Annotated in this window: 21 protein-coding genes and 1 pseudogene; 17 read left to right on the top strand and 5 right to left on the bottom strand. The window is 63.1% G+C overall.

Features of this window, described 5'->3' with window-relative positions:
* The first annotated feature begins 35 nt into the window (after positions 1-35).
* The 9 genes from RDN59_RS01295 to eccB all read left to right on the top strand — a co-directional run bounded on the left by RDN59_RS01295 (position 36) and on the right by eccB (position 6,943).
* Positions 36-827, top strand: a complete 792-nt coding sequence (locus RDN59_RS01295) for a L,D-transpeptidase (protein WP_308606221.1) — start codon at positions 36-38, stop codon at positions 825-827.
* Between the two features lie 276 nt (positions 828-1,103).
* Complete coding sequence (gene infA, locus RDN59_RS01290) at positions 1,104-1,322, top strand: translation initiation factor IF-1 (protein ID WP_003854422.1); 219 nt, start codon at positions 1,104-1,106, stop codon at positions 1,320-1,322.
* Between the two features lie 188 nt (positions 1,323-1,510).
* The gene (gene rpsM, locus RDN59_RS01285; protein ID WP_039673764.1) at positions 1,511-1,879 is read left to right on the top strand and encodes a 30S ribosomal protein S13; all 369 of its coding nucleotides are present in this window, start codon (positions 1,511-1,513) and stop codon (positions 1,877-1,879) included.
* Between the two features lie 3 nt (positions 1,880-1,882).
* On the top strand, positions 1,883-2,287 hold the full coding sequence (gene rpsK / locus RDN59_RS01280; protein ID WP_010189540.1) for a 30S ribosomal protein S11: 405 nt from the start codon (positions 1,883-1,885) through the stop codon (positions 2,285-2,287).
* Positions 2,288-2,308: 21 nt separating this feature from the next.
* A complete protein-coding gene (gene rpsD, locus RDN59_RS01275; protein WP_010189536.1) occupies positions 2,309-2,914 on the top strand; it encodes a 30S ribosomal protein S4 in 606 nt (201 codons plus the stop codon).
* 69 nt (positions 2,915-2,983) lie between these two features.
* On the top strand, positions 2,984-3,994 hold the full coding sequence (locus RDN59_RS01270) for a DNA-directed RNA polymerase subunit alpha (RefSeq protein ID WP_010189530.1): 1,011 nt from the start codon (positions 2,984-2,986) through the stop codon (positions 3,992-3,994).
* 78 nt (positions 3,995-4,072) lie between these two features.
* The gene (gene rplQ / locus RDN59_RS01265; protein WP_308606220.1) at positions 4,073-4,552 is read left to right on the top strand and encodes a 50S ribosomal protein L17; all 480 of its coding nucleotides are present in this window, start codon (positions 4,073-4,075) and stop codon (positions 4,550-4,552) included.
* Between the two features lie 217 nt (positions 4,553-4,769).
* A complete protein-coding gene (gene truA, locus RDN59_RS01260; protein ID WP_308606219.1) occupies positions 4,770-5,630 on the top strand; it encodes a tRNA pseudouridine(38-40) synthase TruA in 861 nt (286 codons plus the stop codon).
* A 53-nt stretch (positions 5,631-5,683) separates the two neighbouring features.
* Positions 5,684-6,943 carry a type VII secretion protein EccB gene (eccB, locus tag RDN59_RS01255; RefSeq protein WP_308606217.1) on the top strand — a complete coding sequence of 420 codons (1,260 nt, stop codon included), beginning with the start codon at positions 5,684-5,686 and terminating at the stop codon, positions 6,941-6,943.
* Positions 6,944-7,127: 184 nt separating this feature from the next.
* On the opposite strand, the pseudogene RDN59_RS01250 reads toward eccB, so the two are convergent.
* Positions 7,128-8,096: pseudogene (locus RDN59_RS01250) on the bottom strand (S8 family serine peptidase); the annotation flags it as partial.
* The gene (gene eccD, locus RDN59_RS01245) at positions 8,093-9,424 is read right to left on the bottom strand and encodes a type VII secretion integral membrane protein EccD (RefSeq protein ID WP_308606216.1); all 1,332 of its coding nucleotides are present in this window, start codon (positions 9,422-9,424) and stop codon (positions 8,093-8,095) included. The pseudogene RDN59_RS01250 and the gene eccD, both read right to left, overlap by 4 nt.
* Positions 9,425-9,553: 129 nt before the next feature.
* On the opposite strand from eccD, the gene eccCa reads away from it, so the two are divergent.
* The 8 genes from eccCa to RDN59_RS01205 all read left to right on the top strand — a co-directional run bounded on the left by eccCa (position 9,554) and on the right by RDN59_RS01205 (position 18,858).
* On the top strand, positions 9,554-13,276 hold the full coding sequence (gene eccCa / locus RDN59_RS01240) for a type VII secretion protein EccCa (RefSeq protein WP_308606215.1): 3,723 nt from the start codon (positions 9,554-9,556) through the stop codon (positions 13,274-13,276).
* The gene (locus tag RDN59_RS01235) at positions 13,273-14,385 is read left to right on the top strand and encodes a type VII secretion-associated protein (RefSeq protein WP_308606214.1); all 1,113 of its coding nucleotides are present in this window, start codon (positions 13,273-13,275) and stop codon (positions 14,383-14,385) included. Before eccCa ends, RDN59_RS01235 begins: the two co-directional genes overlap by 4 nt.
* 174 nt (positions 14,386-14,559) lie before the next feature.
* Positions 14,560-14,877, top strand: coding sequence for a WXG100 family type VII secretion target (locus RDN59_RS01230; RefSeq protein ID WP_046648440.1), 318 nt, complete (start codon positions 14,560-14,562; stop codon positions 14,875-14,877).
* 71 nt (positions 14,878-14,948) lie between these two features.
* The gene (locus RDN59_RS01225) at positions 14,949-15,236 is read left to right on the top strand and encodes a WXG100 family type VII secretion target (protein ID WP_071407385.1); all 288 of its coding nucleotides are present in this window, start codon (positions 14,949-14,951) and stop codon (positions 15,234-15,236) included.
* Positions 15,237-15,672: 436 nt separating this feature from the next.
* Positions 15,673-16,116, top strand: coding sequence for a 50S ribosomal protein L13 (rplM, locus tag RDN59_RS01220; protein ID WP_308606246.1), 444 nt, complete (start codon positions 15,673-15,675; stop codon positions 16,114-16,116).
* Complete coding sequence (gene rpsI, locus RDN59_RS01215) at positions 16,116-16,652, top strand: 30S ribosomal protein S9 (protein WP_308606213.1); 537 nt, start codon at positions 16,116-16,118, stop codon at positions 16,650-16,652. Before rplM ends, rpsI begins: the two co-directional genes overlap by 1 nt.
* A gap of 109 nt (positions 16,653-16,761) precedes the next feature.
* A complete protein-coding gene (locus RDN59_RS01210) occupies positions 16,762-18,180 on the top strand; it encodes a hypothetical protein (protein WP_308606212.1) in 1,419 nt (472 codons plus the stop codon).
* 9 nt (positions 18,181-18,189) lie between these two features.
* Positions 18,190-18,858, top strand: a complete 669-nt coding sequence (locus RDN59_RS01205) for a hypothetical protein (protein ID WP_308606211.1) — start codon at positions 18,190-18,192, stop codon at positions 18,856-18,858.
* On the opposite strand, the gene RDN59_RS01200 is transcribed toward RDN59_RS01205, so the two are convergent.
* The 3 genes from RDN59_RS01200 to RDN59_RS01190 are packed head-to-tail and all read right to left on the bottom strand — an operon-like array spanning position 18,855 to position 20,586.
* Positions 18,855-19,535 carry a hypothetical protein gene (locus RDN59_RS01200; protein ID WP_308606210.1) on the bottom strand — a complete coding sequence of 227 codons (681 nt, stop codon included), beginning with the start codon at positions 19,533-19,535 and terminating at the stop codon, positions 18,855-18,857. The two genes, RDN59_RS01205 and RDN59_RS01200, sit on opposite strands and share 4 nt — an antisense overlap.
* Entirely contained in the window at positions 19,532-20,086 is a 555-nt protein-coding gene (locus RDN59_RS01195; protein WP_308606209.1) for a hypothetical protein, read from the bottom strand. Before RDN59_RS01195 ends, RDN59_RS01200 begins: the two co-directional genes overlap by 4 nt.
* Entirely contained in the window at positions 20,083-20,586 is a 504-nt protein-coding gene (locus RDN59_RS01190) for a hypothetical protein (protein ID WP_308606208.1), read from the bottom strand. Before RDN59_RS01190 ends, RDN59_RS01195 begins: the two co-directional genes overlap by 4 nt.
* Positions 20,587-20,651: the final 65 nt, after the last annotated feature.

Raw genomic sequence — 20,651 nt, 5'->3', positions numbered from 1 at the left:
AGGAAATCATGGTCGAAAGGTTTATACTTCTTGCCATGTCTAAAATTCGCTCCCGCGCTGGTGCTCGTTCCCTACGCCGAGCCACCGCAATCGGCCTTCTGACCGCTACTCTCTCGGTCGCTCCGGCCGCACATGCACAGACGGTCCCCTCTATTGATTCCCTGTCCTCCAACGTCCAGTCCCAGCTTGATGAGTTCGCAGGCCAGACCCGTGAGAACGCGTGGGCTAGCCGCAACCAAATGCTGGAAGCACTGCAGAATGTTAACCCGCAGGCAGCCGATGCTCTTCGCCCAGTAATCGACGGCGCTATTGAGCTCGTCTTCCCCGGCCTCATCGAGCAGAAGAACGCGGAGATCCGCGCCGCCCGCGAAGCTGAAGAGCGCGCCCACGCTGAACAGGTCGCTCGCGAAAAGGCCGCTGCTGAGGAAGCAGCCCGTAAGGCTGAGGCGGAGCGTCAAGCGCAGAAGTTCAATACAGGCCCGTGCCCGGCGGATGCCCGCGTGTGCGTGGACCGCGACGGTCGCCGCACCTGGCTGCAGGACGGCAACGGCAATGTCACCTACGTTGCTCAGGGCATGTCCACCGGTAAGCCGGGGGAGGAAACCCCGGCCGGCACGTACTACATCAACCGTAAGGTGAAGGACGAGATCTCGTGGGAATTCGGTAACGCACCGATGCCGTACGCAATGTACTTCACGAACAATGGTCACGCCTTCCACGAGGGCTCCCCGGCCTACCAGTCCAATGGCTGCGTGCGCCTGACCCACCAGGATGCCGTGCGCTACTGGAACGATGTTCCGGTTGGTTCCAAGGTCTTCATCTACTAGAACGTAGCGGTGGGTGAGCCACCGCTACAGGCCTTCTACCTCCCGCGCTTGACAGTGACGGGAGGTTACTGCGTTTTCGCGGCGTGTCTTCGAGCGAAAACCTGCTGTGCTGCACTAACCGTATTTGGAAAACGGGTGCTTGCAGCGTATGCTTTAGTGCTGGTGTCTGTACGTAGCCGGATTGGCTGCTGAGGGCACCAGGCAGTAGACACCAAACATGCAGGTGGAGACGTCGCCAAGCGCGGCGTAAAGAACTCCATCAGAAAAGTAGAGGTTATGGCTAAGGAAGGCGCAATCGAGGTTGAGGGTCGCATTGTCGAACCCCTGCCCAACGCAATGTTCCGCGTCGAGCTCGACAACGGGCACAAGGTTCTTGCCCACATCTCGGGCAAGATGCGTCAGCACTACATCCGCATCCTCCCAGAGGATCGCGTTGTTGTGGAGCTGTCTCCTTATGACCTGACCCGCGGACGAATCGTCTACCGCTACAAGTAAAGACAGTAAGCCTCCTCACCCACGGGACGCGCCCTTGGTGCGTCCTTTTTTACCTCAGGCTGCGATGGCCTGAGCCCACGCTGCTAAGCATGCCCACAGTTTCCCCGGCACGGCCCGGGGCGAAGCGTATGCGTGGCGGGGGACGGATGAGGAGAAAACCATCGTAACAACCCGAAAGGACTAGCCATATGGCACGTCTAGCTGGTGTTGACCTCCCGCGCAACAAGCGCATGGAGGTTGCTCTCACCTACATCTATGGCATCGGGCCGTCCCGTGCCAAGGAACTGCTGGAAAAGACCGGCATTTCTCCCGACCTGCGCACCGACAACCTCGACGACGATCAGCTGTCGGCGCTGCGTGACGTCATTGAAGCTACCTGGAAGGTCGAGGGTGACCTCCGCCGCCAGGTTCAGGCTGACATCCGTCGCAAGATTGAAATCGGTTGCTACCAGGGCATCCGCCACCGTCGTGGCCTGCCTGTTCGTGGTCAGCGCACCAAGACCAACGCTCGTACGCGCAAGGGTCCGAAGAAGACGATCGCAGGAAAGAAGAAGTAAAACATGCCACCCAAGACTCGTTCCGGCGCGCGCCGTGGTGGTCGTCGCGTCGTAAAGAAGAACGTGGCCGCTGGCCACGCATACATCAAGTCCACCTTCAACAACACCATCGTGTCCATCACGGACCCGCACGGTGCTGTCATCTCCTGGGCATCCTCCGGCCACGTCGGCTTCAAGGGTTCCCGTAAGTCCACCCCGTTCGCAGCGCAGATGGCTGCTGAGAACGCGGCCCGCAAGGCCATGGACCACGGTATGAAGAAGGTTGACGTTTTCGTCAAGGGTCCGGGCTCCGGCCGCGAGACCGCCATCCGTTCCCTGCAGGCTGCAGGCCTCGAGGTTTCCTCGATCACGGATGCCACCCCACAGCCGCACAACGGCTGCCGTCCGACCAAGCGCCGCAAGGTTTAAGGGAAAGGAAGAGGTAAGAAAATGGCTCGTTATACTGGCCCCGCTACCCGCGTATCCCGCCGTCTGCGCGTCGACCTGGTCGGCGGCGACATGGCATTTGAGCGTCGCCCGTACCCTCCGGGACAGGCTGGCCGCAACCGCATCAAGGAATCTGAGTACCTGCTGCAGCTCCAGGAGAAGCAGAAGGCAAAGTACACCTACGGTGTGCTGGAGCGTCAGTTCCGCCGCTACTACGCCGAGGCTAACCGTCTCCCGGGCAAGACCGGTGACAACCTCGTCGTTCTGCTCGAGTCCCGTCTCGACAACGTGATCTACCGCGCAGGTCTGGCCAACACCCGCCGCCAGGCTCGCCAGCTTGTCTCCCACGGTCACTTCACCGTGAACGGCAAGAAGATCAACGTTCCGTCCTTCCGCGTTACGCAGTATGACATCATTGATGTTCGTGAGCGTTCCCAGAAGATGGAATGGTTCGAAGAGGCTCAGGACCGCCTGGTTGACGCCAACGTTCCGGCGTGGCTGCAGGTCGTTCCGGACACCCTGCGCATCCTCGTGCACCAGCTGCCCGAGCGCGCTCAGATCGACGTTCCGCTGCAGGAGCAGCTCATCGTCGAGCTTTACTCGAAGTAATCCTTCGACGCTTTTATCTTTACCACTTCTACCGGCGTCAAATAGCGGGCGCCGACAAGGAGAAACTCCATGCTTATTTCCCAGCGTCCTCAGCTCACCGAGGAATTCATCGACTCGTCTCGCTCTAAGTTCGTCATCGAGCCGCTCGAGCCGGGCTTCGGTTACACCCTCGGTAACTCGCTTCGTCGCACGCTGCTTTCGTCTATCCCGGGCGCGGCAGTAACCTCCATCAAGATTGACGGTGTGCTCCACGAGTTCACCACCATCAATGGTGTGAAGGAAGACGTTTCCGAAATCATCCTTAACGTCAAGGGCCTGGTTCTGTCCTCCGACTCCGATGAGCCGGTGGTCATGTACCTGAGCAAGGAAGGCCCGGGTGAGGTCACTGCAGGCGATATCCAGCCGCCGGCTGGCGTGGAGATCCACAACTCGGATCTGCACATTGCATCGCTGAATGAGTCCGCCAAGCTGGAGATGGAACTCGTCGTCGAGCGCGGCCGTGGCTACGTTCCGGCCGCCGCCACCTCGGGAGAAATCGGCCGCATTCCGGTCGACCAGATTTACTCCCCGGTGCTGAAGGTCTCTTACAAGGTCGAAGCTACTCGTGTTGAACAGCGCACTGACTTTGACAAGCTGATCATTGACGTCGAGACCAAGAACTCGATTTCCGCACGCGACGCCCTGGCTTCCGCCGGTGGCACCCTGGTCGAGCTTTTCGGCCTGGCACGCGAGCTGAACACCGCCGCTGAGGGCATTGAGATTGGCCCGTCCCCGCAGGAGACGGAGTACATCGCCGCCTACAGCATGCCGATCGAGGATCTGAACTTCTCCGTCCGCTCCTACAACTGCCTGAAGCGCCAGGAGATCCACACCGTCGGTGAGCTCGCTGAGTGCACCGAGTCGGACCTGCTGGACATCCGCAACTTCGGTCAGAAGTCGATAAACGAGGTAAAGATCAAGCTGGCTAACCTGGGCCTGGCCCTCAAGGACACCCCTGAGGACTTCGACCCGACCCAGCTTGAAGGCTACGACGCAGAGACCGGCGACTTCAAGGACCCGGCTTCCGACGATTCCGAGTAAAGAATTCCACTGAATCGTGACGGCGCGGCAACCGCGCCCCGTCGCGCGCTCAATTAATCCGCACACGAGGAGTACATAATGCCTACCCCCAAGAAGGGTCCGCGTCTCGGCGGCTCCGCCAGCCAGCAGAAGCACCTGCTGAGCAACATGGCAGCGAGCCTGTTCGAGCACGGCGCAATCAAGACCACCGACGCTAAGGCGAAGCTGCTTCGTCCTTACGCTGAGAAGATCATCACCAAGGCGAAGGCCGGCACCGTTGCTGACCGTCGCGCAGTTCTCAAGCTCATCCCGCACAAGGATGTTGTTGCCTACCTCTTCGACGAGCTGGCACCGAAGTTCGAGAACCGTGAGGGTGGTTACACCCGCATCATCAAGCTGGACAACCGCTCCGGCGACAACGCCCCGATGTCCCAGATCTCCCTCGTTCTCGAGGAGACCGTGACCTCCGAGGCTAACCGCGCTACCCGCGCTGCTGCCTCCAAGCAGGCTGAGGAAGCTAAGGCTGAAGAGGCTGAGGCTACCGAGGCTGAGGCTGAGGAGACCACCGAGGAGAAGTAACTTTTCTGAGGTCTAAGCAAGGCCCGCGCTCACCACTGTGGTGGGGCGTGGGCCTTTGTCGTTTTGCGTGCCCGAGCAAAGCGGGGAGCCGTGCTGGGGGATGTACCGTTTTAACAAATAGAGGCCTGAAAACTGCGATTTTTGGACCCTTATTTGTTAAAATGGACCACGGACGCAGTCCCCACGGCACGTCGAGCACACGGTATCATCAACCCCCATGAGTGAAAGCGTTCGCCTGCGACTGGACTTGGCCTATGACGGCACTGACTTCCACGGGTGGGCCCGTCAAAAGGACGGCCTTCGCACCGTGCAGCAGACCGTAGAAGAAAAGCTGAGCATGGTGCTGCGCCACCCAGTGGAGCTCACCGTGGCCGGGCGCACCGACGCGGGCGTGCATGCCAGCGGCCAGGTCGCGCACTTGGACACCACCCGTGCCGCACTGAGCCAGCGCAGCATTGATGGCGATCCCACCAAACTGGTCCGGCGCTTGGCCAAGCTGCTGCCCGTCGACGTCCGCGTGCACGCCTGCACCGAGGTGTCGCCAGACTTCGACGGACGTTTTTCCGCGCTGCGCCGCCATTACGTCTACCGCATCACTACGCATCCGCGCGGTGCGCTTCCCACCCGTGCCCGGGACACCGCGACGTGGCTCAAGCCAGTGGACTTGGAGCTGATGCAGGCCGCAGCCGACCAGTTGGTGGGGCTCAACGATTTCGTGGCTTTCTGTAAGGCCAAGCCACACGCCACGACCATCCGCGAGTTGCTCGCCTTCGAGTGGAAGGACGTCTCAACGCCCGCAGAACCGCAGCTCTATGAGGCACACGTTAGCGCCGATGCGTTTTGCTGGTCCATGGTGCGCTGCCTCGTGGGGTGCTGTCTGCGGGTAGGCGAAGGTTCCCGCGAGGTGGAGTTTGCGGCCCAGATGCTTCAGGAAACCAGCAGATCCTCCCAGATTCCCCTCGCCCCGGCCGCGGGGCTGAGCCTGGTTGGCGTGGACTATCCCGACGCAGACCAATTGGCTGCACGCGCGAAGATGACCCGCAGCCGTCGCGCTGCGGAGGACACGGAGTTGGGTTAATCTAGACCCCACTGCACCAGGGAGGGTGGTGCACTGATTCGGGGAGGATTTTCATGGCACGCGCGTTGCCTACTACCAAGGCCCAGGTATCGGGCCACAAGTTCTTGTTGCGCCGGCTCGAGCACGGCCTCGTTTTCGGTGATATCAGGATGATCCATGATCCGCTGAAGCGGCGAAGGCGTGCACTGCTCGGTGGAGTAGCCGCAGTCGCATTCCTTAGCCTCGGCTCTGGACTCATTGCGTGGATGCAACCGGATCCGCAACCCGGGGATGCGCCCGTGGTCCGTTCTGCAGAGGGACAGCTTTTAGCGCTGGTCAATGGCACCTACCACCCGGTGGCAAACCTGGCGTCGGCCCGGCTCATTGCCAACGAAGCGGTGGAGCCACATGCGGCCGGGGATAGCTTTCTAGACCAGATAAGCTTAGGCACCCCGCTGGGGATTGCGGATGCCCCGAACCTCCTTGCCGCTGCGACGGGGGAGGAGCCAAGCTGGTCAGCCTGCTTGGAGGAATCCACCGAAGGGGAGAACTGGCAGTCCAGCAGTCGCGTTGGCACCGTGACCGTGGTGGCGCACCACGCCGTTCCCGGCTTCGACGAAGAGCACGCCGCCGTGGCGGAATCCGAGGGCACTCAGTGGTTGCTCACCGGCCAAGGGCGCGTCGTGTTGCCCGAGGCCACGAGCACGCAAGGCAGGGTACTGCGCCGCGCCTTGGGGATGACCGCGGAGACGGCGGTGTGGAGCGTGCCGGCGGAGCTACTCAATGCCTTCGCCGAACTGGAGCCGCTGAGTTTCCCAGCCGTGCCACCTGAGATTCTGGATACCGGCGAACAGCTGTGGGCGCGAACCGAGCAGGGCGTTTTCTCCATAACCCCCACGCAAGCGGAGATGCTCGTCGGCATGGGCGCGCAGCGTCTGCCGGCACAGTCGCAGGAGGTTGCCGCGCTTGGCGACGTTCCACCGACCTTCAACCTCCCGGCTACCCGGATGGACTTCCTGTCTCCGGAGCGCGGCTGGTTGTGCGCGACGCACCAGCATGGAGCCGGTACGACTCGCCCGGTGTCAGCCACCGTGGACTTGCCGGGTGATTCGGCGGCGCAGCGTTTCGCCGGTCTACAGGCGGGCGTGGGCGTGGACAGCGGGCATGGCTACCATGTGGTCTCTGCCACCGGCAGGCGCCACGAGCTGGCTAGCGCCGGGGAGCTAAACGCGCTGGGCCTGGGGGAACCGGAGCGGGTGCCGTGGGAGATTCTGCGTCTGCTGCCGGAAGGTTCTGCCTTGAGCCGTGCGGCGGCCTTAAAGAATGAGCACTGATAACAGCTACAAGGACGAGGAACCCCAAGGCCCCGAGGAGTAGGCGCACCATAGGCCAGCCTTGGGCGGCCGGTGCCGCCAGTGGTGTCACCGCAAAGGAACGCTCCTCGCGGGTTTCGGCCGCAGGCCGAAAGGTCACCGCGGTGAGGGGATCGACTACCCCGTGGCCGGGCTCGGCGGAATCGATGATGCGTTGGCGCAGCTGCGCCGGGGACTCGTCGGGGTAGCGCTGCACCAACAGAGCGAGCGTTCCGCTGACCAGCGGCGCGGCGAAGGACGTGCCCTGAAACAGGGTATCCCCCTTGGCACTGGCCCAGCCGCCGCCGGGTTCCAAGGCGAGGGGAACGTTACCCTCTGCGCTGAGAGGTGCAGCGATGGAGTAATCCGCAAGGTCGTACGGCGTGGCTAGGGCGCCAACCGCGAGGACAGTATCCGCTACGGCGGGGAAGACCACATCACCTTGTTCACAGCCACCGGATGTCGCGTTTCCCGACGCCGCCACCACCACCGCCCCAGCGTCTTCTGCGCGCTGCAGCGCTGCGTCCAAGCCCGATCGATCCACCCGTGAGGCGGCATCCGGCGGGACGCAGGACACGACGGAGACGTTGATGACCTGGGCTCCCGCGTTCACGGCATCCTCGATGGCGGCAGCCAGGCTGGCCAGCGTTCCGGAACCGTGGTCTGCCTCCGCTGAACCATCGGGCCTTGCCGAGTTATCCGGCGCCGGTTGCCTGAAATGCGAACTGGTCTGCCGGATGGCGTAGATCTCCGCATCCGGGGCCACGCCGAGCTCTTTTCCCGCAATGACCCCGGCCACCACCGTTCCGTGCAGGTCACAGTCCCGCAGCGGGTCGGGCTCGTCTGGGGTCACGAAGTCCGCTCCCGGTGTCACGCGCAGCTGGGGGTGCGCGGCCACTCCGGTGTCGATGACCGCGACCTTCACCCCGGCCCCCGTGGCAAAAGAGTGCAGCCGCGCGCGATAGTCCGAGTATTGCGCGGAAGGCTGTGGCCCTTCCGCGGCGAGGGTAGCCTCCGCGCACGCGGTGTTTGGCTCGCGGGCAGCAGCTACCGGCCCGGGCAACACGCAGGACCCCCATGCCAGACCAGCGCCAAGAGCAGCGCTGGCGGCGCCGACTCTGGTCAGAGCTATCATGCGCCCAACCCCCTAATGAACTCGAAGAGCCCCGCTAGGTGCGCGGCGAGCGGCAGGCACGCGGCCAGTGCGAGGGCTTCGGCGCGCTCGAACCACACGATGGTGGTCGGTTCAATCTGCCGTAGCTTGCCTGCCCACACAGGTACTGAAAGCATGGCCACAACGATGAGCCCCGCGACGACGCTGAGCACCCATGTTTCCGTGGTTGGCGCAGAAAGCAGCTGCCACTCGCGCAATGGCACAGCCACCGCGGCACTAGCAGCGGCGAGGCCATAGATCCCCAGTGCCCACGCAGCAATGGGCCGAGCATGGCGTGCTGCATGCACGACGACCCCGCCAGCGATACTCACACACAGCGCTTGGGAGGCTCCCTGGGTTGCCGCCGCGTTGGCGTTCAATGCAGCGAGGAGCAGGGCAGGGATGCCCGCCACCGCGCAGCCCACCGCGATGCCCTCGTAGGCCTGCCCAGCGCGCCGGGCAGTAAGCGCGTTATCGGTGGGTACCTCGTCCGAGATGCTTAAGTCTTGCCCGGCGGTGGGAAGCTGCGGCACGCGCAGACCCGCCAGCCGCGTGGTCAGCAGGGGAGCGCCCGCCAACAGGCCCACGGTGGCGGCGAGGAGCGGAGCGGGGCCGAGGAGACCGACGAGCACGAGCAGGCACCACGTCGCGGCAGTAGCCCGGTACCGCAGCCCACCGATGCGTACCAGGTGGGAGAGCACCGCTGTCGTACCGACGGCGGTTGCGGCCCCCACGACGGGTGCCGCCGACACCGCGGTACCTGCAGGTCCAGCGACAAAAGCTGTGCCAGTGGCTAACCCGCCTGCCAGCCCCGCGGCGACGTGCGCGGCGGCGAGCAGAGATCCTCGCCGCGTCCATACCGCAAGAACGAGGGCGAGGAGCGCAGTGGCGGCGCAGCCGACCGTGGGGGACAGTGTTGCGGCAAGGAGCCCACCGCCCGCGATGAGGCCCGCCACACCCCACAGCCCAGCCAGGCCAGAAAGCTGTGTGGCGGAGACATCGGCGGCAAGTGCTTCCGCGGCATCGCGCACGATGGGCGCCGGCGCCGGTGCATCCGGGCTAAGCACCAGCACGGAGCCTTCTTCCACGCTGGTGCGATCCAGCGGGGTGGTCATCGATATGGTCTTGCCAGCCGCGGTAGTGGCGCGCCACAGGATGGGGGCTGGGGGAACGTCGACAAGCACGAGCAGCTCCCCCAGCACCTCCCCGAGACTAGAAGAAAGTGGCAGTGAGATATCCGCTTCTTTGCGGGTCTGGCCTGCGTGTATACGGACGGTGACGCGGACAGAATGCGCGAGTGCGCGAGTCATGGAAAATACCTCCCCCGAGAAAAATTTCTGGGCAACCCCTTGCCCATTGCCTCACATTGTGGCTTACTGGTGGCACGCTGTCCACCGCTTAAGGAGGCGGTGGAGTACTTCGGGGGGAAGGACTTTGACATGCGCGTACCTACACGCGTCGTTGACACCGGGTTGTCGTCATATCGGGAACCAGCGCCACCGCTGCCGCAGGGCAGCATTGATGCCGAGGCCGTGCCGGAGGCGGCCCGTGCCCAACCCGTTCCGTTGGTACGCCTGCTTATGCCGCTGGTGATGATCGCGGCCATGGTGGGCATGGTGGCGCTCATGGTTCTCGGCGCGGGCGATGCGCGCCGGATGAGCCCCATGAGCCTCATGTTCCCGCTCATGATGCTGGCCAGCATGGCCATGATGTTCAACCCGCAGGGAGGCGGGCAGGATCCGGACGAAACCCGCCGGACGTACCTGCGTCACCTCAAGGCGCTGCGCGAGGAGGCGCTGGAGCGCGGGGCGGCGCAACGCGCGCATGAGGAACACCGCAATCCTGAGCCTGGGCAGGTTGGCGCGTTGATTCCGACGTCGCGCCTCTGGGAGCGGGATGCGGATGCCCCGGATGCACTGGAGGTGCGGGTGGGAACTGGGCCAATGGCTCTGTGCACGCCGATCAATGTCCCAGATTCGGGTGCCGCGGAAGACCTCGACCCGGTGTGTGCGGTGAGCCTGCGCCAGACCGTGCGCGCGGTGGGAACGCTGGCGGATATGCCGGTGGTCATCCAGCTCCAAGCCTTCCCCATCGTGGGGCTTGCCGGTGCGGATGCGCACGGTATGGCCCGCGCGCTGCTGTTGCACCTAGCGGTGCTGCATGGCCCGGAAACCGTGGGCATTGAGTACCACGGGGAGAGCTGGGAATGGTTGAAGTGGCTGCCGCACTCGAGAGAACCAGAGAGCGCTCAGTTTCGTATCCGCGTCGTGGAGGAGGATCACCGGCATAGCGGTGTACTGGACAGAGAGGGAGCGCCGGGAGACGCCCCGACGACCACCATCGCCGTGGGGGTCACACCTCATTCGCCGCTTGGCCGCCGTGCGGAGGAAGAAGGCATTTACCTGCGGGCGGAAGGCGCGCTGTCCGTGGTCACCGCTGCGGGGGAGGAGGAACTGGGCAGCTGCGCGCTTGTCGACGTTCCCACGGCCCTCCTCCACGCCCGTACCCTTGCGCCCTATCACCGCCCCTTCGGCGGCGATGCTACGGCAACGCCACGGCACGGTCGCGATGCGGACCTCCCTGTGCTGCTGGGCCACCGGGATGTGGATGCGCTGCAGGCCTCCGGCATGTGGCATGGCCGCAGCCCGGCCGAACGCCTGCGCGTGCCCATCGGCGTAGACGAGTCCGGCCAATCGGTGGTGCTCGACCTGAAGGAGTCGGCGCAGGGTGGCATGGGCCCGCATGGACTGTGCATCGGTGCTACGGGCAGCGGAAAATCGGAGCTGCTCAGGACGCTCGTCGTGGCCCTAGCCGCCACACATAGCCCGGAGGAGCTCAACCTCGTGCTCGTGGACTTCAAAGGCGGCGCGACCTTTCTCGGCTGCGAGGAGCTACCGCACACCTCCGCCGTGATTACCAACTTGGAGGAGGAATCTACCCTGGTGGAGCGCATGTACGATGCCATCTCCGGGGAGATGAACCGCCGCCAAGAGCTGTTGCGCAAGGCCGGCAACTTTGCCAATGTGGGCGAGTTCAACGCCTCCGCTGCCGCGGTGGCGGAGCACGGGCCGCTGCCGGCGCTGGTCATCGTGGTGGACGAGTTCTCGGAACTGTTGGGCCAGCACCCGGACTTCGCCGAGCTCTTTGTCGCAGTGGGAAGGCTCGGCCGCTCACTGCACGTGCACCTGCTGCTGGCCTCCCAGCGCTTAGAAGAAGGGCGCCTACGGGGATTGGATTCGCACCTGTCCTACCGCATTGGCCTGAAGACATTCTCCGCCGGGGAGTCCCGCCAGGTCCTCGGTGTGCCCGACGCCTACCACCTCCCCGCCCAGCCGGGAGCCGGCTACCTCAAGACCGATGCCGATGCCCCCACGCGGCTCCAGGCCTCCTATGTGTCCGGCCCGGTGACGCGCCGGGTAGCCCTAGAAGATGATGCTTCCGCACAGCACACGGCGCGCCTGGAGCTTTTCACCGGGCACCGCGCTGCGGTAGAGGACGTGGACTATGCGGTACTCGTGGATTCCTCGAGCACCCTCCTGGACACCGTGGTGGCTGCTGCCCGGGACGAAGCCGCCGGGCGTGGCCAGTCAGCGCGGCGAATCTGGTTGCCGCCCTTGCCGGCCGTGGTGGAGCTGTCCAGTGTCGCCGCTGTGCAGGTAGAACCGCCCGGCGCGGGTGGCGAGCTGCGCGCCGAGGTGGGGCTTATCGACCGCCCCTACCACCAGCGCCAAGACCCGCTCACCGTGGACTTCACGACGGGTGGCGGGCACCTGGCGCTGTGCGGTGGGCCGCAGTCGGGCAAGTCAATGGCGCTGCGCAGTATCGCCTCCGGGATGGCCCTGCGGCACTCGCCGGATCAGGTGCGCTTTTATGTCATTGACTTGGGCGGCGGGCAACTGCAGGTTCTGGAACGGCTGCCCCACGTGGCCGGGGTGGCCGGCCGTGAGGAACCAGAGAAGGTACGGCGCATCGTCGACGAAGTCGCTGGTCTCGTGCGCCGTCCGGAATCCCGCCACACCTTCCTGATTGTGGATGGCTGGCACCACATTGGCACCTCCGGGGCGGATTTTGAAGATCTCGCCGAGCCGATTACTCAGCTGGTTGCAGATGGTGCGTCTTCCCACGTTCACGTCCTCATCGCAGCGGCGCGGTGGACCAGCCTGCGGCCGTCAATCCGGGACCTTATCGCGGCGCGCCTCGAGCTGCGCTTGGGCGAAGCCATGGATTCCCTCATTGACCGCAAAGCACAACAGAAACTCCCGGCAGCGCCCGGTCGGGGCATCACGCTGGCGGGGGAGAACCTGCTTTTCGCTGCGACGTCCCCGCAGGATATCGCTCATATCTGCGGAGTGCATGCGGACGCCCAGCCGGTCCCGCCGTTGAAGATGCTGCCCGCCTTGCTTACCGAGCTTCCACAACCGGTAGGCAGCCCACCGGCCGGGGTGGCCTGGGGAATTGGCGGGCCGGACCTGGACCTTCTGACGTGGGAGCCGACCACGCAGCCCCACCTGGTGTGTATTGGTTCTCAAGGTTCCGGTAAGTCGCAGTTCCTCAGCGTGATTCTCGCCGGTATCAGCCAGCTGAACCGGGAGGAAGCCCGCCTGGTGGTTATCGATGAGCGCCGGGCACATTTGGGGACGCTGGATGAGGAGATGGTGGCGGTATATGGGGCGTCGGCAAGCGCGGCCACCCAGGCCATCCTCGATACCGTCCGCACCTTAGAGCAGCGCCTTCCCGGCCCCGAGGTCACTCCCGCGCAGTTGGCCGCGCGGAGCTGGTGGGAGGGGCCGGATATTTACCTTGTCATCGATGATCTCGACTTGGTCAGCGACATTGCCCTGGCACCACTTGTGGAGATTCTCCCGCACGCCCGCGATGTGGGCCTGCACCTAGTACTCGCGCGCAAATCAGGAGGAATTGGGCGCGCGCTGTTTGGTCAGTTCCTCTCGGCAGTGCGCGACCTACAGCCGGCACTGCTGCTTCTCGACGCCGACCGCGACGAAGGCGCCATCTTCGGCATCAAACCGGTAGCGCTGCCGCCCGGACGCGGCCAATGGGTCGTGCGTGGGGCGCCCCAAGGCCTGGCACAGGTGTATGTGCCGGACCCCGACGCACCAGAAGAACCAACACACACCACATCCAGCAAGGGAGATAACCAATGACCGCGACTCATGCACTGCGCACACCGTCGACTACGCCAGAGACCACACTCGTTATCACGGTGCTCGACGCCGCCACGATCTATGAGGGGCCGGAGACGATCTACCGCTATGACCTACCCGGCACTGGCATCGTCGAAGGCTGGGCGCTCGACGCCGTCCTTGACCAGGCAGAAAAGGTCTGTGGGGCGGATTGGCCGGAGGTAAGCGCTGAGGTGGTAGCGGATCCATCCGGAACGGACATCACTGACGAGGCAGTGAGCATCCTGCGCCGCCAACTGACCGGCGCAGGCGCGACGGTAGTGGAACCAGAACCATCGCCGCCGGTGGTGAAACAAACACCGGCTCTTACCCGGGCGGTTGTGGATGGGAACGGCGAGGACCATGCAGACACCGTGACCGCTGAGCGGCCGCGAGCCACGTGCGCGCGACGCTCCCACCGCGCGGCACCGCACCGCCTTTCCGCGCTCGTGGGAGGCATCGACCCTTTCTATATCGCCATCGTGGTCATGGTGCTCGTCGTGGCCGGGGTGTCCTGGTGGGCCGTGGGACGCAAAGACGCAGCCCTAGCAGCCGCGACACCACACCAGACGGCGGTGAGTACCTCCAGTGCTGCCCATTCGCCGGGTACGGCCCCGACCCAGAGCTCGGATGCGCAGCCTGAGGAGGGCGCGGCGCACGCTTCGCCCGGGGATACCGGAAGCGCGCAGTTGCGTCCGGGCCAACAAGCCATCGACGTGGAAGGGATGTCCTTGGTCTTGCCCCAGGGTTTCCGTACCAGCGTGGAAGATGGGCTCGTTACCGCGGCCGGTGAGGATCCCAACCTGCGGATCCTTGTGGCTGCGGATCCGCTTTTCAACGTGCCCGTTGACGTCCTCTTCACGGAGATCAAGGAACAGATTGAATCCGATCCCGCCCTCCGCGACCCGGTGGAGGAGTCCGGGCGGCTGACCTATACCGAAGACCCCGGCGATGGCTCGCGGGTGACCTGGATGATGTGGGAGGACAAAGGCCACCAGATGTCCGTGGGCTGCCACACCAAGTTTGAACCCAACGTGGTGCAGAAGGCAGCGTGCCGAATGGCAGTGGAATCGCTGGTCAAGAAGGACTAAGCAGCGGGAAACCAGAAAAATTAAAAACTTTGAAACCGGTGGGAACCGATACGCCACTAACTCAGTCCAATAAGGGTGAGAAGGACACAGGGTGCTTCTCGGGGGGAAGAAACACACATCAGGCCCTTAGTAAGGGGCATGCCCCAGGTAGGGAACAAAGAAAGGGAGAGAACAATGACTCAAACGTTCCGCACAGAAGCCGACGTAATGGTGGCCACCGCCGGCCGCGTCGACTCCACCAATGACGAGGTACAGGGTGAGCTCACCCGTCTGCAGGGGGTTGTGGACTCCGTCCGCGCCAGCTGGGCAGGCCGCGCGCAGGTTTCCTTTGACAACCTGATGCAGCGCTACAACTCCTCCGCACAGCAACTGCGTGAGGCACTGACCGCCATCAGCGACAACATCAGGGACAATGCCCGCAACTTTGATTCGGTCGAGGCGGATAATGCCCAGTCCTTCGACAACGTCGGCGGCGCGGGCCTGGCCCTGTAAACAGAGCCGCAGCCTCCTACAGCCGCACGCACTGAAACACACACGAGCACACAGAAGATAAGGAACACGCAATGTCTGGAATTAAGTATCAGTTCGGCGCCATCGCCGGTGCCGCCGCCGACATCAACTCCACCTCCGGCCGCATCAACGGGCTCCTCGGTGACCTTAAGGCCACCCTGCAGCCGATGGTATCGAGCTGGGAGGGAGAGAGCGCTGCCGCATATAACGCGGCGCAGGCCAAGTGGGATAAAGCTGCCGCCGAGCTCAACACGGTGCTAGCTACCATCTCCACCACGGTGTCTCAAGGCAATGACAATATGAGCGACGTCAACCGCCGCGCCGCCGCTAGCTGGGGCTAAACCGTTCCAGCTGCGGGTCTTTCGCTAGGAGTGTGGGCGCAGTCTTCCATCACCATTCACAACCATGAGCGGTGGGTGGCGTGGAGGAAGGCGTGAAGGGCGAAGAGAGGGGTGTAGTGAATGGAAGGGCTGGACGCACCGCCTCACAGTCAGCACTTTCCGCCCACCTAGTGAAAGGCGCCGGTATCGCTTCTCATCAACGTTTCTGTCTCTACCCCCACCCCGAAGTATCTGGGGATGGAGGCGTTGGTGAGGGGCGATATCGGCGTTTTGGGTTTTCAAACAGCCTCATACTAGAGTGAAACACCTATGTGTCCGCACCCTCGTCTACGTGGGTGCGCGCGTGCTGCAGGTCTCCACCGGCCGCTGTATGTACCGCGTAGGGGCTTACATAGCGTTGGCCGGCAGTTCCGAGACAGACTTTCAAGGAGTCATTTTGTCTACTTTCCACCCGAAGAGCGGTGACATCACCCGCAAGTGGTACGTCATCGACGCTACTGACGTGGTTCTGGGCAAGCTTGCTTCCACCGTGGCTGACATGCTGCGCGGTAAGCACAAGCCCCAGTACGCACCGAACGTTGATTGCGGCGACCACATCATCATCCTGAATGCGGACAAGATCCACATTTCCTCCAACAAGCGCGAGCGCGAGATGCGCTACCGCCACTCCGGCTACCCGGGCGGCCTGAAGTCCATGACCCTTGGTCAGTCCCTGGACGCCAACCCGGTTCGCGTTATCGAGGAAGCTGTGAAGGGCATGATGCCGCACAACAAGCTTTCCAACGCCTCCATCAAGAAGCTGCACGTTTTCGTGGGCGAGGAGCACCCGTACGCCGGCCAGAAGCCGGAAACCTTTGAGTTGAAGCAGGTGGCACAGTAATGACCGAGCAGAACATCGACAACAATGTAGCCGACGCTGCCGACATCGCTGCAGCAACCGCCGCTACCGAGGAGTTCACCAACACCATCGGTGATTCCCTGGCAACCGACACCGAGGCTGAGGTTGAGACCGCTGCCCCGGCTATCCACGAGGGCCCGATTCAGACCGTTGGCCGCCGTAAGCGCGCCATCGCTCGTGTCCGCCTCGTCGCTGGTTCCGGCAACATCTCTGTCAACGGCCGTGCCTTTGACGAGTACTTCCCGAACAAGCTGCACCAGCAGGACATCCTGCAGCCGCTGACCATCCTCGAGCGCGAGGGCCAGTTTGACCTCAAGGTCACCGTCAACGGTGGTGGCCCGACCGGCCAGGCCGGTGCCCTGCGTCTGGCTATTGCCCGCGCACTGAACATCTACAACCCGGCTGACCGTCAGGCCCTGAAGAAGGCTGGCCTGCTCACCCGTGATGCTCGTGCCGTGGAGCGCAAGAAGGCTGGTCTGCACAAGGCACGTCGTGCCCCGCAGTACTCCAAGCGTTAATCTTCGCGCATACTGCATTTTTCGAAAGCCGCTGCTTCCCTTTCGTGGGAGGTGGCGGCTTTCCCCGTTCGGCCAGCGCACTGGTGTGATTCTCCTTATACTAAGCGGCGTGAAAGTCATTCTTGAGAGCGCGCGGGACGCACTATCGGTCCCCTTGGACGCAGCAAAGTTGCTGTGGCGGTACCTGCCGCAGCTGATCACGGTGATTTGCCTGTCGCTGGCCGTGCGCGCGGCGGTGCTGTGGTTGGCGGTGGTCATTTCTGAGTATTCGCCGTTGGCCGCCACGCTCATCTTCCCCTTTGCGCCTCTTTCTGTGATGACCGGCGTCATCGTGTGCTTTTGGATCATGCAGCCGTCCATGGAGTTCTTTGGCGGTGAGACCCGCTTCAGCAAACTGGATAAGACCACGCTGCTGACCGTCGGCGGCCTTCTCATCCCGTTCCTCACCGTGTATTCCTCCCACGGCCTGTTGCGCGATGACGCGCGGACCTTTGTCTACGACTCCGTGACTATCGAGGTGGCCACCAGCTTTCTCGATTATGATTTCGGACGCTCATTCATAAACTCCGGATGGCTGTTTGCCGGGTTCATCATCTCGATCGTGGTGCTGCGCAAACTTATTGGTGCGCTGCAGTTGGGGGAGCGCGCCTTCGGCGTGGCCACTGCGGCGGCGTACCTGGAGGTGCTGTGGATGGCCACGGCGTCGCTAAGCATCACCAGTAATTTTGAGAAGGTCCGTGTGTGGATTCTTAGCCGGCAAGGCATTGGCCCCGTGTGGGACTCAATTGTCACGGCAAAGGATTGGATCGTCGCCCACACCTGGGTCATTGGTGCGGTGATTGGGTGGCTGTGGAATAACGCGGCGCAAATCGGCAACTTTATCGTCGTGCCCTTCGCATGGCTGACCCTCGGCGCGGTGGTGTATAACACGAGCCTGACCAGAGAGAAGGACAGTTCTGAGCCGGACACGTCAGGCGAGGAGGACGCGGTACCGCCCCTGCAGACGGTAGCCGATGCCCCCATCGAAGGTCCCGCCGAACGAGGAAAGCTCTCCCCGCATGCCGAACAGAAGATGTGGGCCGATTATGGGCGCCGCTATTCGGAAGCCGCCTTCCGAACGACGCGAGACATGCTGGACAACGCCGCGCAACCACTCGTCGGTCCCTTCCGCAACGCTTGGCGCAATTTCAAGACGCTGGCAGTCGCCGGTGCAGTTCCCATGCTGACCTTCTGCCTCGTCTTCGTCTTGGCCTCGGGAGCGGAGCTGGGCGTCATTTATGCCCTGCGTGCCATCATCAAACCGCTGGCGCTGGGGACCATCACCATTGGGCTTGAGGCTTATGTGTTGGTCGTTGCCCGAGCCGTGTACTTCCTCGTTGCGCTCCCGCTGGTGGTAGCCGCGCTGGACCGCTTCCTCAACGCTGAGTACGCCGAGGCGGAGGAAGCAGATGAGAACGCCGACGAAAACCAAGGCGAAGAGACGGACGCGGAATCTGGGGTCCCAGCGAGCCCGGCGGGAGAGAAGTAGGTGGAATCGGTGACACAGACTGCTGAGCACACTCAAGCTGGCGACGTGGACCGCGCGAAAGCCACGACCGATCCTGATACCCACATCAGCGCGCGCACGCTCAACATCCTCACCCTGGTCGTCGCGGTGGTGTTGGTTGTTGGCGGGATTACGGTTGAGCAGATCAACAGGCGTGGGTCCGGCGAGGAGCTGGCGCGTGCGGACCTGCGGGAGGACCACATCGTGAACCTGCGCCCAGAGACCGCGGACGTCTTGCCGGAGGCCTTCATTGAAAAGATCGCCCTGTGTACCGAAGCACCGCTGCAATCCGAGAATGCTCTGCTAGAAGGAGCCCACGGCTATTCCTGCAAGCCGTGGCTAACCAAAGAACAGGACGTGGAAGGGCTCATGACATTCCATAGCCCGCGGAGCATTGTCATCGGGGAGGAGGCCGAAGAGATGTACAGAGCCTTGCCCGACTATCACGATGATGCCTTCCAGACGTCGACCCGCACTGTTCGCGAGGCGACTGGTTCCGCCCCGGAAGTCCTCGTCAACGAATGGGGCAAGGATGGATTCGGTGGTGGCGACATTTTCGTCTACTACCCAGAAGAGAAGATAATGGTGTCGTGGCCGTGGAACAAGACCGATCCGGGCGCGGAGGACGTTGAGGCGGTTGTCCGCGCAGAAGGCTTCTAAACGCCTGTGCGCAGGCGCACCTCGTAAGGGGCGCCCCAGGTGACGAATAATTCGGAAGGCTCGAAATCGGCATTGGTGACGAAGTAGTACGTCATCTCCCATTCAGCCGGCCGCGCGCTGGGCTCGGGGAGGATATTGGCATCCAATTCGAAAGGATTGATGGCCATCGGCCCCGCAGCCCCTTCGGGTTCACAGAGGTTGGGGAAGGCGGCGGGCATATCGGTCGGCACGTCCTGCGGGGACAGCACGAGGCGGACAGGTTGCTCGGTCCCTTGGCCGTCACGGAGCCCGACCTCGCAGCCTTCCAGTGGGCTTTCCGGATCCGCATGCCACTCCACGGTGGCCTTGTAGAGCGCGGTGTCCCCGGGGAGCGCAGGGGGATCCATGAGGTTTTTGTCGGCATAAAGGGAGTTGAATTCGGAGGAGTCTGCCTTGTCGATGGCGGCCAGGGTGACCGTCGCCGAGCGCCGGGCGGTGTCCCGGTCTAGCTGGTAATCAAAGCTGAACTCGGCGGGCTCTTGCTTGGTGGCCTCGACGGTCGAATGCACCGACAGCGGGCGGTATCCGTGCACCATGACGGAGGAGGAGGCTGCGACCATGATCGCGAGCGCCGGAAGAGTTGCTGCCCACCACCACGCCTTCGAGACCTTCTTAGTTGTTGTGTCTTGGGACGTCATGCTTTAACCTCCACGGCTGTGTGAAGTTCCTTGCCCATGGGGACCGGCTGTTGGTGGAAGTCGCCGAGGAGGTTCTCCACTTCCAGCGCCAGCGTGGCAGGGCCCAGCGAATCCTCTGGGAGTACAAAGAGACTGGTACAGGTCATGGGGAGGGAGACGACCTCGGCGTCGCATTGTGGCGTGGCTGTGCGGAAAACACGGCCCTCGGAGTCTTCCAGTTTCAGGCTCAGGGGGTAGGCGTGAGTACGCTCCAGCGTGAAATCGACGGCTACTTCATACAGCTCACTGAGCTCCTCGTTCTCGGGCAGAGTACCGGTGAATTCCGCGTAGTCGCCGGACGCCAGCGGGCGAGTGTGGACGTCTACCTGGCTAATGCGGGTGTGCCCGGGGATTTCGTCGGTGTACTCAAAGTGGGAGAATTCCACCTCGCGTGGATCGGGCATCTGGTCACTAATGAAGATGCCCAGGGAGGTGATCGCTGCGGCCACGGCGATCATGGGGACCTTCTTGCGGTTGAGCAGGGGCAGGGAGGAAGATTTGCGGTGGGTCATGCCAACTCCATCTCTGCTACGGGGGTGGGATCAAACCAGCGGTAGGACATGTCCAGGCTGGATTTGCGCACCGTGAGATTGTTGAGAACGAGCGCTGTTCCGGGGGCATCGTCGACGGTGATGTCGACAGCGAAGGGAACCCCAGGGTTGGGTCTGGCCACCGCCCCGTTCTCCAGTGACGGCGCGATGGAGAACTGCTCAAAGGGGATAGGCTCACCATTGCGGGTAAGGCTAAACATCTGTTGGTAGTCCGTGAAGGCGATGTCTTGGGTGTTGAGGAACGTGGCGGTGACGTGGACTTGGCCGGCCTCGACGCGGGGCTTAGCGACGACCACCTGAGCCTGTTGCAACTCCACCGTTTCGCCCGGAGCGATGACTGCAGGTTCCTCCGTTTCCGCGGGCTCGGTATTTCCGAGCAACAGAAATAGCGCTGCGACAGCGAGTAGCGCCATGTTGAATTTGGTGAGCACACCATCGGTGAGGACCTTAAGGAGTTTCACTCCTTTCGACTCCCTCACGCGAGCCAAACCGTTCACATCGGACATGGTAATTATTCAAGCAGAGG

This window comes from uncultured Corynebacterium sp., from assembly GCF_902489365.1.
GTDB lineage: Bacteria > Actinomycetota > Actinomycetes > Mycobacteriales > Mycobacteriaceae > Corynebacterium.
Note: the sequence above shows the minus strand (reverse complement) of the source record. Positions and strands in the feature narration are given on the sequence as shown.